The organism is Actinoallomurus spadix (assembly GCF_024055725.1).
Lineage (GTDB): Bacteria > Actinomycetota > Actinomycetes > Streptosporangiales > Streptosporangiaceae > Actinoallomurus > Actinoallomurus spadix.
On the sequence record NZ_JAMXMX010000024.1, the window covers coordinates 51,824 to 65,532 of the forward strand.

General features: G+C 72.1%; 14 protein-coding genes. 9 read left to right on the forward strand and 5 right to left on the reverse strand.

Annotated elements, in window-relative coordinates:
- Positions 1-28: 28 nt before the first annotated feature.
- The 5 genes from NE235_RS28945 to NE235_RS38395 are packed head-to-tail and all read left to right on the forward strand — an operon-like array spanning position 29 to position 4,134.
- On the forward strand, positions 29-625 hold the full coding sequence (locus tag NE235_RS28945; protein ID WP_252808443.1) for a hypothetical protein: 597 nt from the start codon (positions 29-31) through the stop codon (positions 623-625).
- Positions 622-1,677: a peptidoglycan-binding protein gene (locus NE235_RS28950; protein WP_252808444.1), complete on the forward strand. Its 1,056-nt coding sequence runs from the start codon at positions 622-624 to the stop codon at positions 1,675-1,677. The genes NE235_RS28945 and NE235_RS28950 overlap by 4 nt, the downstream gene beginning before the upstream one ends.
- Positions 1,674-2,450: an ABC transporter ATP-binding protein gene (locus NE235_RS28955; protein ID WP_252808445.1), complete on the forward strand. Its 777-nt coding sequence runs from the start codon at positions 1,674-1,676 to the stop codon at positions 2,448-2,450. Before NE235_RS28950 ends, NE235_RS28955 begins: the two co-directional genes overlap by 4 nt.
- Positions 2,451-2,506: 56 nt before the next feature.
- A complete protein-coding gene (locus tag NE235_RS28960) occupies positions 2,507-3,688 on the forward strand; it encodes an ABC transporter permease (RefSeq protein ID WP_252808446.1) in 1,182 nt (393 codons plus the stop codon).
- Positions 3,685-4,134 carry a helix-turn-helix domain-containing protein gene (locus tag NE235_RS38395; protein ID WP_252808447.1) on the forward strand — a complete coding sequence of 150 codons (450 nt, stop codon included), beginning with the start codon at positions 3,685-3,687 and terminating at the stop codon, positions 4,132-4,134. The genes NE235_RS28960 and NE235_RS38395 overlap by 4 nt, the downstream gene beginning before the upstream one ends.
- 14 nt (positions 4,135-4,148) lie before the next feature.
- Here NE235_RS38395 and NE235_RS28970 read toward each other — a convergent pair whose 3' ends face one another.
- Genes NE235_RS28970 through NE235_RS28985 form a run of 4 tightly spaced genes read right to left on the reverse strand, consistent with a single transcriptional unit; the run spans position 4,149 to position 8,731 of the window.
- Positions 4,149-5,180, reverse strand: coding sequence for an alpha/beta fold hydrolase (locus NE235_RS28970; RefSeq protein WP_252808448.1), 1,032 nt, complete (start codon positions 5,178-5,180; stop codon positions 4,149-4,151).
- On the reverse strand, positions 5,170-6,561 hold the full coding sequence (locus NE235_RS28975) for an amidase (RefSeq protein WP_252808449.1): 1,392 nt from the start codon (positions 6,559-6,561) through the stop codon (positions 5,170-5,172). Before NE235_RS28975 ends, NE235_RS28970 begins: the two co-directional genes overlap by 11 nt.
- 34 nt (positions 6,562-6,595) lie before the next feature.
- On the reverse strand, positions 6,596-7,798 hold the full coding sequence (locus NE235_RS28980) for a hypothetical protein (RefSeq protein ID WP_252808450.1): 1,203 nt from the start codon (positions 7,796-7,798) through the stop codon (positions 6,596-6,598).
- A 12-nt stretch (positions 7,799-7,810) separates the two neighbouring features.
- A complete protein-coding gene (locus NE235_RS28985; RefSeq protein WP_252808451.1) occupies positions 7,811-8,731 on the reverse strand; it encodes a nitrilase family protein in 921 nt (306 codons plus the stop codon).
- A gap of 284 nt (positions 8,732-9,015) precedes the next feature.
- Between NE235_RS28985 and NE235_RS28990 the strand changes: the two genes are divergently transcribed.
- The 3 genes from NE235_RS28990 to NE235_RS29000 all read left to right on the forward strand — a co-directional run bounded on the left by NE235_RS28990 (position 9,016) and on the right by NE235_RS29000 (position 12,228).
- Positions 9,016-10,050, forward strand: coding sequence for a LacI family DNA-binding transcriptional regulator (locus NE235_RS28990; protein ID WP_252808452.1), 1,035 nt, complete (start codon positions 9,016-9,018; stop codon positions 10,048-10,050).
- A 420-nt stretch (positions 10,051-10,470) separates the two neighbouring features.
- Positions 10,471-10,902: an Rrf2 family transcriptional regulator gene (locus NE235_RS28995; protein ID WP_252808453.1), complete on the forward strand. Its 432-nt coding sequence runs from the start codon at positions 10,471-10,473 to the stop codon at positions 10,900-10,902.
- A 420-nt stretch (positions 10,903-11,322) separates the two neighbouring features.
- Positions 11,323-12,228, forward strand: a complete 906-nt coding sequence (locus tag NE235_RS29000; protein WP_252808454.1) for an NADP-dependent oxidoreductase — start codon at positions 11,323-11,325, stop codon at positions 12,226-12,228.
- Between the two features lie 40 nt (positions 12,229-12,268).
- Here the strand turns inward: NE235_RS29000 and NE235_RS29005 are convergent, their stop codons facing one another.
- Positions 12,269-12,736, reverse strand: coding sequence for a MerR family transcriptional regulator (locus NE235_RS29005; protein ID WP_252808455.1), 468 nt, complete (start codon positions 12,734-12,736; stop codon positions 12,269-12,271).
- Between the two features lie 77 nt (positions 12,737-12,813).
- Between NE235_RS29005 and NE235_RS29010 the strand changes: the two genes are divergently transcribed.
- Positions 12,814-13,692, forward strand: a complete 879-nt coding sequence (locus NE235_RS29010) for an SDR family oxidoreductase (RefSeq protein ID WP_252808456.1) — start codon at positions 12,814-12,816, stop codon at positions 13,690-13,692.
- Positions 13,693-13,709: the final 17 nt, after the last annotated feature.

Consider the following 13,709-nt stretch of genomic DNA (forward strand, 5'->3'; position numbering starts at 1 on the left):
TTCACATTCGCCGATCATCCTTTCGGGCATGACCCTGACACGACGTCTCAGCGTCCTCGCGGCCGTGACCGCGCTCTCGGCGTCGGCCGCGTGCGGCTCGTCGCAGCCGAAGCCGAAGGTGGCGACCCTGCAGACCCCGGGCGCCGGGGGCACCACGAGCGCCCGCGCCTCGGGCGCGTCGCACCCCGAGGCCCGGCCACGCGAACGCCTCGACATGACCCCGGAGGAACAGGACGCCCTCTGGGCCACCTACAACCGCTGCCTGGACCAGAACGGCCTCAGCAAGTTCAAGCCGAAGGGCGGAGCCGGTTCAGGACCGAAGGCCGTACGGGTCGATCCGAAGGTCGAGGCCAAGGCGGAGGCCGCGTGCAAGAACAAGGAACCGCTGCCGCCGTGGCAGTACGACACCGCCAACCCCGAGTCGCTCGACTTCATCCACAAGCTGGTGCGGTGCCTGCGGAACAAGGGCGTACGGTACGTCGAGGAGACCCCCGCCGGCCCCGGCGAGGACCGCAACGCCATCTCCTTCGGCGGGAAGAACAACGACCGCGCCTCCATCAGCAAGGGCCTGAACCTGACGCCCGTCTGCGAGAAGGAACTCTCCGTCGGCGGCGGGCATAAGTGAACCGATGGCTGATGCCCGGGCTCGCCGCCGGGCTCGCCGTCGCCGTGGCCGCCGCGATCGCCTATAGCCGGTTCACCGAGCGGCCCCCGGTCGTCGCGGACGGCACGCCGGCCGCCGCCCAGACCGTACGGATCCGCCGGATGGACCTGAACACCTCCGTCACCGTCCCCGGCACCGTGGGCCATGGCGCGTCCACTCTGTTCACCGGCCGCAAACCGGGCACGCTGACCTGGCTGCCGAAGACCGGGACCGTGGTCCGGCGCGGGCAGCGACTGTACGCGGTGAACGCCAGGCCCGTACCGCTGCTCATCGGCGCGACCCCGCTGTACCGCACGATGCGCGCCGGCGTCGCCCCCGGCCCCGACGTCCGCGAGCTGATCGAGAACCTGCGGGCGCTCGGCCACGGCGACGCCGGTACCGGTGACCGGTTCGGACCGGCCACCAAGGCGGCGGTGAAACGCTGGCAGCACGCGAACGGGCTGAAGGAGACCGGAACCGTCGGCGCCGGCGACGCGGTCATGCTGCCGCGGCCGGTGCGCATCGACGCGCGCAAGGCGCAGCTCGGCTCCCCCGCGACCGGTGAGCTGTTCGCCTACACCTCCATCCACAAGACGATCACCCTCCAGCTCGACCCGACGCAGACCACCGCCCCCACCCTGAAGGCCGGCGCGAAGGTCACGGTGCTGATCCCCGGAGGCGGGCGGACCCCGGGCAAGGTCACCCGGGTCACCGACTCGGCCGCCGACGACTCCGGCGCCGGAGACGGCGGGCCACCGAAACAGAAGGCCACCGTGACCGTGCCCGACCAGTCGGCGATCGCCGAGGTGAACGGATCCGTCGACGTCAAGATCACTGCCGAGGCCCGCCGTGGCGTGCTCGCGGTCCCCGTCACGGCACTGCTCGCGCTCGCCGAAGGCGGATACGCCCTCCAGGTCGCCGACGGCACCGCGAAGAGACTCGTCGGCGTACGGACCGGCCTCTTCGCCGACGGCATGGTCGAGGTCAGCGGCACCGGCCTCGCCGAGGGCATGCGCGTGGTGATCGCCTCATGACCCCCGCCCTCGCCGTACGGAACGCCGAGAAGGTCTACCCCGGCGGCGTCCGCGCCCTCGACGACGTCTCCCTCGACGTCCACCACGGCGAATTGCTGGCGGTCGTCGGACCGTCCGGATCCGGCAAGTCCACCCTGCTGCACGTCATGGGCACCCTCGACCGGCCGACCAGCGGAAGCGTACGGATCGACGGCATCGACGCCGACGCCCTCCCCGACCGCCGCCTGTCCGCGCTGCGGGCCCGGCGCATCGGGTTCGTGTTCCAGCAGTTCCACCTCGCCGACGGCCTGTCCGCCGTGGACAACGTCGCCACCGGGCTCCTGTACGCCGGCGTCCCCCGGCGGGAACGGCGCCCCCGTGCCGCCGCCGCACTCGAAAGCGTCGGCCTCGGCCACCGCGCCGCGCACCGCCCCAACGAACTGTCCGGCGGCGAACGCCAGCGGGTGGCCATCGCCCGCGCCCTGGTCAACGACCCGGCGATCGTCCTGGCCGACGAACCGACCGGCGCCCTCGACACCGCGACCGGCCGTACGGTCCTGCGGCTCCTGGAGGACCTCAACCGCGCCGGCACCACCATCGCCGTCATCACCCACGACCGGGACATCGCCGCCGCGCTCCCGCGACGCGTCGAACTGGTCGACGGCCGCATCCGCTTCGACTCCGGCCGGCCGCAGGAGACAGGCCGGCCGCAGGAGACAGGCCGGCCGCAGGAGACAGGCCGGCTGCGGGAGGCAGGCCGGTCGCAGGGCCGGTCGCGGGAGGCCGGGGAATGACGCGCCGGGGAAGGACACGTCGAAGGACGGCGCCCGGCCCGACCACGCCGGTCCGGATGGCCGTCGCGGACCTGCTCGCGCTGGGCCTGTCGGGCCTGCGCATCCGCCCCCTGCGCGCCGTGCTGTCGGCGCTGGGAATCGCGATCGGCATCGCCACCATCGTCGTGGTGGTCGGCATCCCCGCGTCCGGCCGGCAGGCCCTGAACGACCGGCTGTCCGCACTCGGCACCAACCTGCTGCGCGTCCAGGCGAAGATGGACGAACAGCCCCAGACCCTGCCGCCGGTCCCCGAGGCCGCGGCCGGAATGGTGACGCGAATCGGCCCCGTGCAGCGCGCCAGCGCGGTGGCGAACACCCACGCCACCGTGCAGCGAACCGACCGCATCCCGCCCGAGGACGGCTCCGGCCTCACCGTGCTCGCCGCCCGGCCCGACCTGCTGCCGGCCATCGGCGGGCACGTCTCGTCCGGGCGGTACCTCGACGCCACCACCGCCGCGCTGCCGACCGTGGTTCTCGGCGACCAGGCGGCGACGCGCCTCGGGATCACCTCGGTCCCGGCGGGGGCCTCCGCGCCGATGGTGTGGATCGGCGGCCGCTGGTTCACCGTCATCGGCGTACTCGCGCCGCTGCCCCTCGCCCCGGACGTCGAACGCTCCGTGCTCGTCGGCTGGCCGGCCGCCCGCCGGTGGCTGCGGTTCGACGGGCACCCGACCGAGCTGTTCGTCCGGGCACGCGAGGACCAAGTGGAGAGCGTACGGTCGGTGCTCGCGGCCACGGTCTTCCCGGAGAACCCCGCCAAGGTCGAGGTCAGCCGCCCGTCCGACGCGCTCACCGCCAAGCGGATCACCTCCACCGCCTTCTCCGGCCTCTTCATCGGCCTCGCCGGGGTCGCCCTGTTCGTCGGCGGGGTCGGCGTCGCCAACACCATGGTGATCTCGGTGCTGGAACGCAGACCCGAGATCGGGCTGCGGCGTGCCCTGGGCAGCACCCGGGGACAGATCCGCGGCCAGTTCCTCGCGGAGTCGGTCAGCGTCTGCGCGCTCGGCGGCTGCGCCGGCGCGGCGCTCGGCGCCCTGGGCACCGCGGTGTACGCGGCGTCGCGCGGCTGGCCCGCGGTCATCCCGGCGTTCGCGGTGCTCGGCGGCACCGGGTCCGCCCTGCTGATCGGCGTGCTCGCCGGCCTCTACCCGGCCGCCCGCGCCGCTCGCCTCCCCCCGGTCGAGGCCCTCGCCCTGTGAAGCGCGCGCCGGTGCCGAGGATCCTCGTCGTCCGAACGACGCGCATCCTCGGCGCCGAGGGTCGACCGGGCGGACAGGCCCAGTTCATCGAGACGCCGCTGCCGCCCGAGACCGGAACCTCGCTCGCCGCGACGCGGGCCTGGGCACTCGGCAACCTGCACGAACCGCTCACCCGCGCCGACCTCGCCGCCCACGCGCGGACCAGTGTCCGCACCCTGGCCCGCAGGTTCCACGCGGAGACCGGCCTCAGCCCTCTCCAGTGGCTTCTTCACCAGCGTGTGATCCGGGCGCAGGAACTTCTGGAGACGACGGACCTGCCGATGGACGGCATCGCCCGGCTCAGCGGCCTCGCCACCACCGACTCCCTGCGCCGGCACCTGTTCCGACGGACCGGATCGACGCCCAGCGCCTACCGCGCCACGTTCACCCGGCGCTCTGGAGGGTGACCTCGCCCGCACCGCTACCCTCGGCCGTCGGTCCCGGTGGCCAGGAGGTCACGGACGGCCCCGTCGATGAAGGCGGCGTCGGCGGGGTTGGCGCCGCCGCCGGTCAGATGGCCCCAGATGCCGGGGATCACCCGGACCCGGCCGCCGGGGATGTGCTGCGCGGCGCGGATCTCGTCCTCGGGCGGGAAGTACAGGTCCTTCTCCGCGGGGAGGGCGAGGGTCTCGGCCGTGATGGAGCCGAGCGCGCGCTTGATGTCGCCGTCCATGCCGGGCGTGGCCGACACGTCGGCGTGCCGCCAGGTCCACAGCATCGCCAGCAGGTCATTGGCGTCCTGGTCGATGAAGTTGGCCTCCCAGAACCCGGTCAGGAACTCCTCCAGCGTCGTGAAGCCGAGCTGCCGGTAGGTCTCCTCCCCGTAGAACGCCTGGGAGAAGCCCCAGCCGGCGTAGACGCGGGAGAACGCCCTGATGCCCGCGAGGGGCGGAGCCTCATAGCGTCCGTCGCGGTAGGCGGCGTCCAGGGTGAGGGTCGCCCGCAGGCTCTCGATGAACACCACGTTGTGCGGCGAGGTCTTCGGCGCGCCACAGAACGGCAGGGCACGCGCCACCATCTCCGGATGGGTGACCGCCCACTGGTAGGTCTGCAGGGCGCCCATGGAACATCCGAGGACGAGTTCGAGTCGTTCGATGCCGAGGTGCTCGGTGACCAGGACGTGCTGGGCCCGGACGTTGTCGCGGATGGTGACGTTCGGGAAGTCGGCGGCGTCGTGCGGCGCCGGGGTGTTGGAGGGGGACGAGGACACGCCGTTGCCGAACAGGTTCGGCACGATGACGAAGTACTTCCGCGGGTCGAGTGCGCGGTCCTCCCCGATCAGCCACTCGTTGGAGCGGTGGTCCCCGGCGAACCAGGTGGGGAACAGGACGGCGTTGGTCCGGTCGGCGTTCAACCGGCCGTACGTCTTGTAGGCGAGCCGGGCCGGCCGCAGGGTGCCCCCTTGCTCCAGCGCGAAGTCGGGGAGTTCAAGGATCTCGTGGTCAGTGGACATGTGACTCTCCAATCAGGGGACTCTCGTGGTCGGTTCGGGGGACGGCGCGGGCGGCGGTCTCGAAGAGCCGGTGCTCCTCGCCGATCCGGCAGATGAGCTGCAGCCCGGTGGGCAGGCCGTCGACCGTCCCGGCCGGAACGGTGAGCGCGGGCAGGCCCAGCACGTTCCACGGGCTGGTCAGCGCGAGCAGGGCGTCCCGTACGCCCACCCGCCCGCCGTCCAGGTCGACCTCCCTCCGGTCGATGAGCGGCGCGACGATCGGCACGGTCGGCAGCGCCAGGACGTCGTGCCGCTCGAACAGCGCGTCGACGGCGTCGGCGAGGCGCGGACGTGCCTTCAGCCCCCGCACGTACCGCCAGGCGGGCACGGTGGCGGCCGCCCGGAGGCGGTCGAGGACCTCCGGGTCGAACAGGTCGGGTCGTTCGGCCAGGCGTTCGGCGTGAACGGCCGCCGCCTCGCCGCTCTGGATCGCGGTGTACGCCTCGCGAAGCTCCTCGGCGACCCGCTGCGGAACGCGAAGTTCGTCGAGCGGGCCGGTCGAGGACTCCAGCACCGTACGCGCCGAGCGCAGCACGCGGGCGTCGACGGGGAACAGCGTGCGGGGGTCGAGCCAGCCGACTCGGGACGCGTGCTCCGCCGACGGCCGGCCGCCGGTGACGAGGGCGTGGTAGGCGATCCGGCAGTCTTCCGCGCTCGCGGCGAGCAGGCCGACGTGGTCGTACGTCTTGGACAGCGGGAACACGCCGCCGGTCGGCAGTACGCCGTACGCGGGCTTGAACCCGGCCGTCCCGCACAGCGCCGCCGGGATGCGGACGGAGCCGCCGGTGTCGGTGCCGATCGCCAGGGGGACCATGCCCGCCGCGACGGCCACGGCGCTTCCGCCACTGGAACCGCCGGACATCCGTCCGGGATCACGCGGGTTGCGGGAGGGACCGGTCGCGGAGCGGTCCCCCGTGGGGCCGTAGGCGAACTCGTGCGTGGTCGTCTGGCCGACCAGGACCGCGCCCGCCTCCTTCAGCCGCCGGACGCAGTCGGCGTCGGTGGTGGGCACGTGGCCGGCGAAGTGCCGTGAGCCCATGGTCACGGGACGGCCCGCGACCATGATGACGTCCTTGACCGCCACCGGTATGCCGTGCAGGGGACCCCGGTCGAGGCCGTCGGCGAGTTCGCGGTCCGCCTGCCGGGCGGCGGCCAGTGCCTCGTCGGCGGACACGGTCGTGAAGGCGTTGACGAGGGGGTCGAGCCGGGCGACGGCGTCCAGCGCGTGCCGCGCGAGGTCGGTGGCCGTGGTGCGGCGCCGCCGCAGGTCGGCGGCGAGGTCACCGAGCGACCGGCCGGCGAAGTGGCCGCGGGGTGCGGCGCTCGTAGGGGAGGAGATCATGGGTGGTTCCTAGAGGTCGGAGCACCGGCCGTCGTCACACGTGCCGGAAGCCGGCGAGCAGGTCGAGCAGCGGGATGATCGTCGCCGTGCACAGTGCCATGGTGGCGGTGTAGGCGACCATCGGCGGCAGGTGCGGCGGCAGCCGCCGGGCCAGCGCCGCACCGAGCGGGGGTGCGACGAGCGCGCCGAGCACGGCGCCCGAGATGATCGCCGGGAGCGTTCCACCGAAGGCCAGCACAGTGGCCGGGGCGACCGACACGACCGGGACGAAGGTCGGGTACCAGCCGTGCGCCGCGTGGCCCCCGCGCCAGACCAGCACGCCACAGGCCGCCGTCAGGATCTGTGCGGCGAGCAGGTGCGGCAGCAGGCCGCTGCCGTACGCGGGGGCGGCGGGGTTCAAGAGGTAGTGCAGCACGCAGCCCAGCAGCAGCCCGGCGCCGGCCCACTCATTGCCGTAGAAGTGGGCCTCGGTGAAGTCCGCGAGGATCCGGCGCGGCACCCAGGAGGGGCCGTGGCGTACCTGGGCCGGCGGCGTCGGCTCGACGGGGGTGAGGCTCGCCCGGAGGGGTGGCATCCAGGGCAGCCTCATACAGATCGAGCAGGCGATGAGGCCGCCGAGGGACATGGCGAGCACGCTGCCCACCACCGGTGACAGGCCCAGCGGCACGCACACGTCGTTCACCGCCACCACGGCGATGGGTGTCACGAGGGTGGCGCCCAGCGCGGCCCCGGTCACGGCGACCAGCCAGCCCTCGCCATACAGGATCACCACCGCGGGCGGCACCGACACGAACGGCGCGAACGTCGGCTGCCAGCCGCCCGGCGTCGACAGCGTCCACCCCCACATCAGGTTGCTCGCCACCACCCCCAGGCCGCCGCTCAGGGCGACCCACGGCCACATCCCCGTGCCGCACGCCTGCGTGAAGCCCTGGTAGCGGGCTCCCCGCCGCCGGGCCGCGTGTGCGAACGCCGCGCCGCCGATCATGAGGAGACCCCCGAGAGCGGACTTGGCCAGCGTCGCCTCGGTGGTGTCGCCGAGGATCCAGTAGAGGTACCAGGCGGGATGGGCGTAGCCGAGCCGCCAGGAGCTGTAACCGGGCACGAGCTCCGGGAGCGCGGGCCGCAGGAGGGTGAGCGCCACCGCCAGCGATGACGCCAGGGCGACCACCGTGGCGGCGGTGGCCCAGAGCCGGAGGGGGTGCGGACGCCCGGACGCGCGGAGCGTCGTCGTGGTCATCGGAACCCGTCCTCAGCGCGGGGCCGCGGGGTTCAGGGTGTAACCGAGCATCGGGTCGTACAGGTCGGTGCGCCGGTCACGGATCAGGTCGTTCAGCGGAGTCCAGATCGGTGCGCTACGCGCGGAGACGACGTCGATGTCGGCCGCCAGGATCGTCTCCTCATCGGCGCCCGCGACGCGCCCGATGGGCCAGCCATTGGTCCCGGCGATCAGCGAACAGCCCAAGAAACGGGCGTCCCGGTCGGTCCCGACCCGGTTGGCGGCGGCGATGAACACGTTGTTGACGTGCGCGGCGGTCATGGTCAGGTACGAGGCCATGCACCGGCCGCTCTCGTCGAAGATCGGCGGTGGTGTCCACACCCAGTTGTTGACGCTGCAGATGATGTCGGCGCCCTGCTGGGCCAGTAGCCGGGGCACCTTGGGGAACCAGATGTCCCAGCAGATCAGCAGGCCGATCCGCCCGATCCGCGTCTCGAACACCGGGAAGCCCACGTCACCCGGGGTGAACCACAGCTTCTCCTCGTTCCACAGGTGGGCCTTGCGATAACGGCCGACGTAGCCGTCCGGCCCGACGAGGACGGCCGTGTCGTAGAGACGCACGCCGTCGCGCTCGGCCAGGCCGCCGACCAGGTACACCCCGCGCTGCCGAGCGAAGGACTCCCAGGCCCGGACCGTCTCACCGCCTGGGACGCTCTCCGCGTGGTCGTACGCCTCCGCGCGGTCGCGGAAGCTGTAGCCCGTCGTCGCCAGCTCCGGCAGGACGATCAGCGTGGCGCCGTCCTCGGCGGCGCGGGCCACCAGGGCGAGGGCCCGTTCGGAGTTGGCGGCGCGGTTCTCTAGGCCGACCTGGGGGTCGAACTGGATCACGGCGACCCGCGCCGGGCTGACGGCCGAGTCGGGCGCCGATGGTCCGTGCGAAGGGGTGGTCGTCATCGCGGGTCCTTTCCGTAACCCAAACGTTTGGGCCAAACGTTTGGGTTAGCATGGACGCCACTACCGGAGGCCGTCAAGAGGTACGACGTGATCCATTTCACCCGTGGTACGGGGGGCGGTCTCACCGGTCTCCCACGGAGTACGGGACGGGGGGCTCACCCGCCTCCCGTACGGGGTGGACGGCTCACCGGTTACTCGCAGGGTACGGGTGGGCGGCTCAACGGTTGCCCCGGGACTCGGCCACCGGCGTAGGGTGAGCCGGTGCCGAAGGAGGTGAGGGGTTCGTGGCGGACCCGAAGGCTCGCCCGGTGACTCTGCGGTCCATCGCCGACCAGCTCGGGCTGCACGTCTCCACCGTCTCCCGCGTGCTGAACGGTCCCTCCGAGGGCGGTGCGCGCGCGGCCTCCGGCGATACCGCCGAGCGCATCCGCCGCCTGGCCGCCGAACTCGGCTATCAGCCCGACCCCCACGGCAGCGGTCTGCGCACCGGGCGCAGCAGGCTCGTCGGGGTCCTCGTCCCCCGGCTCTCCGACCTCGTGCTGTCGACGATCTACGAGGGCATCGATGAGGCCGCCGGCGAACGCGGGCTCACCACCATCGCCGCCAACAGCCTGGACGACGACGAGACCCGGCGAACGCGGACGAAGATGCTCCTCGCCCGTCGCGTCGATGGCCTGATCTTCGGCGACGCCCGCCTCGACGACGCGTTCCTCGACCGACTGGCCACCGACGGGGTGCGGTTCGTCCTGGTCAACCGCAGGGCCGGGAATCACCCTTCGGTGACGCCCGACGACCGGCTCGGCGGCCGGTTGGCCGCCGAGCACCTTCTCGGCCTGGGCCACACCGACGTCGCCGTCATCGCGGGCCCGCCGTTCGCCAGCACCGGCGCCGACCGCACCGCCGGCTTCGTCGGCCACTACCGGGAGCACGGCATCCGCGTCCCGGACGATCGGGTGCTGCACTCCCCGTTCGACACCTCCGGCGGGCGAGCCGTCGCCGACCGGCTGCTCAGGTCGCCGAACCGGCCCACCGCAATCTTCGCCGTGAACGACTTCGCGGCGATCGGCGCCTTGGGCGCCGCCCGTGATCACGGCCTCCACGTCGGAACGGATATCGCGATCATGGGATACAACGACACCCCGCTGGCCGCCGAGCTGCCGATCCCCCTCACCAGCGTCGCCGTCCCGATGCGCGAGATCGGCCGCCGCGCCCTCGAACTCCTGACCCGCCTGCTGGCGGGCGAGAACGTCGATTCGGAACGCCTGCGGCCGGTCTTGGCCCCCCGCGCCTCGACGGGCCCCCGACGAACGGGCCCTTGACCGGGTTCGTCGGGTACGGCGCGCCGGTAACCCGGCAGCCGCTCACACGGGCGTAAGCGAGGTTGAGGATGGCGCCTCGCCCAGGCGGGGAGTTCAAGGACCGAACCGGGCCCAGACGACCTTTCCCCGGTGCGGGACGCCTGCCAGCCAAGGCGTCCGTTCGTCAGCTCCCGGATCAGGAACAGCTCACGCCCGGTCTCGTCAGCCTGCTCCGGATCGATGACCCGCGGCATCGTCGCGCCGTCGGGGTCCCACACCCCGACCTCGATCAGGGCTCCGTCACATCGCTCAGCCACCGCACCGCTCGGGGGTCCCTGTCGCCACCCTGCTGCCGGGATGGACACCTTGACCGAGTGTTTCGTGCACCCCCTCGATCGCGGACGGACTCGCTGTAACCTTTTCTGTTACAGGAGGTGGTTCATGGCGGCCAACAGTCGGCTCACGATCGCCGTGCACGCTCTCGCCTGGCTCGCGCTGGCGCGGCGGCAGGGACGGGAGCAGCTCACGTCGGACCAGGTCGCCGCCAGCGTCAACACCAACCCGGTCATCATTCGTCGCAGCCTCGGCGACCTTCGCCGGGCGGGTCTCGTCAGCGTTCGCCACGGGCCGGGGGCCGGCTGGAGCCTCGCCCGGCCGCCCGAAGAGATCTCCCTCGCGGAGGTCTACGACGCGGTCGAGGGCGATCCGGTCTTCGGGATGCACCACACCGAGCCGAACCTCGAGTGCCCGGTCGGCAAGGGCATTCGCCCGGCGCTGGGGTCGATCTACAGCGGAGCCCAGCAGGCCCTGCGACGGGAGCTGGGCCGTACGTCGATCGCAGACGTGCTCCGGCAGACCTTGCAGGTGAGCTGAGCGGCCACGCCGGCGCGTCGCCGCTGGCGTACCTGCAGACCGAGCACGCCGAGAACACCTACCCCGCGCTGCCCGTACGGACCGGCGAGAACTTCTTCGTATGGTTCGCCCGGTTCGCCGGCCACGCCGACGCCACCGCGCACCAACGGCGACTGGAGCGTTCCCGGGGGTGGCGCGAGGATGTGCTGCCGCGGCTGTCGGCGGTCCTCACGAGCGCGCCTCAGCACCTGACGCTGGCCCCGACCGCACGGTCTCTCCTGCGCTGAGCCACCAGCGGCCCGGGCGGGTGACGGACCGGCGGATTTGCATCTGACACCAATGTGAGGTCTTAGCGTGGTGAGCGTCGGCGTTCACCGAGCGTTTCACCCCTCTGATCTCACGGACGGCCGGGTCAAGCCGTGTGTGGAAAGGCAGAACGTCATGCGCGCAGCCCGCTATCACGAGTACGGCGGTGTGGAGACCCTCGTGGTCGAGCAGGTACCGGACCCTCATCCCGGGCCCGGCGAGATCCGCATCCGCGTCGCGGCGGCCGGCGTCAATCCGGTCGACTGGAAAGTGCGTTCCGGTGCGGTGCGCGAGGTGCTCCCCGTGGACCTGCCGGCGATTCCCGGCCGTGACGCCGCCGGCGTGGTCGACGAGATCGGGGAGGGCGTGCAGGGGGTGAGCGTCGGCGACCGTGTCTTCGGGCTGGGCGGCGTCACCGGCGCGACGGCGGAGCTGGCCGTGCTCTCGGCCTGGGCGCACGCACCCACGACGTGGACCGACGAGGAGGCCGCCGGCGCCGGTCTGGCATCCGTGACCGCGATGGGCGGGCTGAAGGCGCTCGGTCCCCTACAGGGGCGCAGCCTTCTCATCGAGGGCGCCGCCGGAGGCGTGGGCAGTGCCGCGGTCGAGATCGCGGTGGCTCAGGGCGCCACCGTGATCGGGACGGCCAGCGAGCGCAACCACGAGTTCCTCACCTCTCTCGGCGCCGTTCCCACCACCTACGGCACCGGCCTCGCGGAGCGCCTCGCCACCCTGGCTCCGGACGGTGTCGACCTCGCGCTCGACACCGCGGCCTCCGGGTCTCTGGCCGACCTCGTCGCGATCGTGGGCGACCCCGCTCGCGTGTCGACGATCGCCGACTACGCCAGCGCGCATCGCCTGGGTGTGCATCTGGCCAACGCGGAGAACGACCCCGCGCTCCTCGCCGAAGCGGGCGAACTCGGCCGGCAGGGCCGCTACACACCGCGCATCGAGCGGACCTACCCGCTCGAACAGATCGCGGAAGCGCACGCGTACGCCGAGCTCGGACGCACGCGGGGGAAGATCGTGATCCGCATCTGAGCTCCTGGCCGCTCATCGTCGTCCTGCGCTCGGGTTCCCGCTAAGCCTCACCCAGCTGCGCGGAGTCAGCGGACCAGTCGGGAACCCGATCGCATTCAGGGCCGTTGCGCCACAGCTCGTCGGCCGTGCCCGCGACGAGATGCCGGGCATAGATCTCGACCTTCGCGTGGATGACGCTGAGAGCCTCCTGCAGGTCGGTGACCTGCTGCTGCACCCTCTCCTCGTGCCGGCGCAGGATCTCGAAGCGCTCCGCCTCGTTGCCGGCACCCTCCCGCACCAAGTCCGCGTAACGCCGGATCTCCGGCAACGGCATCCCCGACGAGCGCAACTTCGCGCACACCTCCAGCCAGGCCACGTCCCCCTCGGTGAACACGCGCCGTCCTGCGGCGTTGCGCCGCACGGGAGGGAGCAGCCCCTCTTGTTCGTAGAAGCGCAGGGTGGGGGTGGTCAGGCCGGTCCGCGCACTGACCTCGCCGATGCTGAGCGCGACCTTCTCGGTGTTCGCCATGCACGCCACTATACGAATTTGACTTCAAGTCGACTTGAACTCCTAGCGTCGAAGACGACATCGACGAAAGGAAGATCGTGTCCACTACCTGGTTCATCACCGGCACGTCCTCCGGCTTCGGCCGTCTGCTCACCGAGCGGCTGCTGGCACGCGGCGACCGCGTCGCAGCGACCCTGCGCCGACCCGAGGCGCTGACGGACCTGCGGGCCCGGTACGGCGACCGCCTCTGGCTCGCGCAGCTCGACGTGACCGATCCCGAACAGGTGCAGCGGGTCGTCACCGAAGCCTTCGAGACGCTCGGCGGCATCGATGTCATCGTCAGCAACGCCGGCCATGGCGTATTCGCCTCCGTCGAGGAGACGAGCGACGAGCAGATCCGGCGGGTGATCGACACCAACCTGCTCGGATCGATCCGCGTCATCCGCGCCGCGCTGCCACATCTGCGCGCTCAAGGACGCGGACGCATCCTGCAGGTTTCGAGCGCCGGGGGTCAGACCACCTACCCGAACTTCAGCTACTACCACGCCTCAAAGTGGGGGATCGAAGGCTTCTGCGAGACGGCGGCACGCGAAATCGCGCCGTTCGGAATCGGCCTCACCATCGTCGAGCCCGGCGCGACGCCGACCGGATTCGGCAGTGCCCTCGAAGCCGCACCCATCATGCCGGAGTACGAGAACACTCCGGCGGCCGAGGTGCGCCGCGCGCTCGCCGACGGTTCCTTCGACCTTCCCAACGATCCACAGAAGATCGCCGACGCGATGATCAACCTCGTCGACTCCGGTGAGACGCCGTTGCGCCTTCCCCTCGGGTCCGACACCTACGACGACGTGCGGGCATCGCTCGTCGCCCGGCTCGCCGAACACGATGCGCACCGCGCTGTCGCGTTCTCCGTCACCAGGGACGACCTCACGCGCCCCGAGCCGGCATTCGAAGCCGGTGACCAGACCGCCTCGTGAGCCGTACGGTCCCTCGC

What these genes read in the sequence shown, in the direction of transcription:
- NE235_RS28945 (WP_252808443.1), top strand. Translation starts at nt 29, where the DNA reads ATGACCCTGACACGACGTCTCAGCGTCCTCGCGGCCGTGACCGCGCTC.
- NE235_RS28955 (WP_252808445.1), top strand. Translation starts at nt 1,674, where the DNA reads ATGACCCCCGCCCTCGCCGTACGGAACGCCGAGAAGGTCTACCCCGGC.
- NE235_RS28960 (WP_252808446.1), top strand. Translation starts at nt 2,507, where the DNA reads ATGGCCGTCGCGGACCTGCTCGCGCTGGGCCTGTCGGGCCTGCGCATC.
- NE235_RS28970 (WP_252808448.1), bottom strand. Translation starts at nt 5,180, where the DNA reads ATGTCCACTGACCACGAGATCCTTGAACTCCCCGACTTCGCGCTGGAG.
- NE235_RS28975 (WP_252808449.1), bottom strand. Translation starts at nt 6,561, where the DNA reads ATGATCTCCTCCCCTACGAGCGCCGCACCCCGCGGCCACTTCGCCGGC.
- NE235_RS28980 (WP_252808450.1), bottom strand. Translation starts at nt 7,798, where the DNA reads ATGACCACGACGACGCTCCGCGCGTCCGGGCGTCCGCACCCCCTCCGG.
- NE235_RS28985 (WP_252808451.1), bottom strand. Translation starts at nt 8,731, where the DNA reads ATGACGACCACCCCTTCGCACGGACCATCGGCGCCCGACTCGGCCGTC.
- NE235_RS28995 (WP_252808453.1), top strand. Translation starts at nt 10,471, where the DNA reads ATGGCGGCCAACAGTCGGCTCACGATCGCCGTGCACGCTCTCGCCTGG.
- NE235_RS29000 (WP_252808454.1), top strand. Translation starts at nt 11,323, where the DNA reads ATGCGCGCAGCCCGCTATCACGAGTACGGCGGTGTGGAGACCCTCGTG.
- NE235_RS29005 (WP_252808455.1), bottom strand. Translation starts at nt 12,736, where the DNA reads ATGGCGAACACCGAGAAGGTCGCGCTCAGCATCGGCGAGGTCAGTGCG.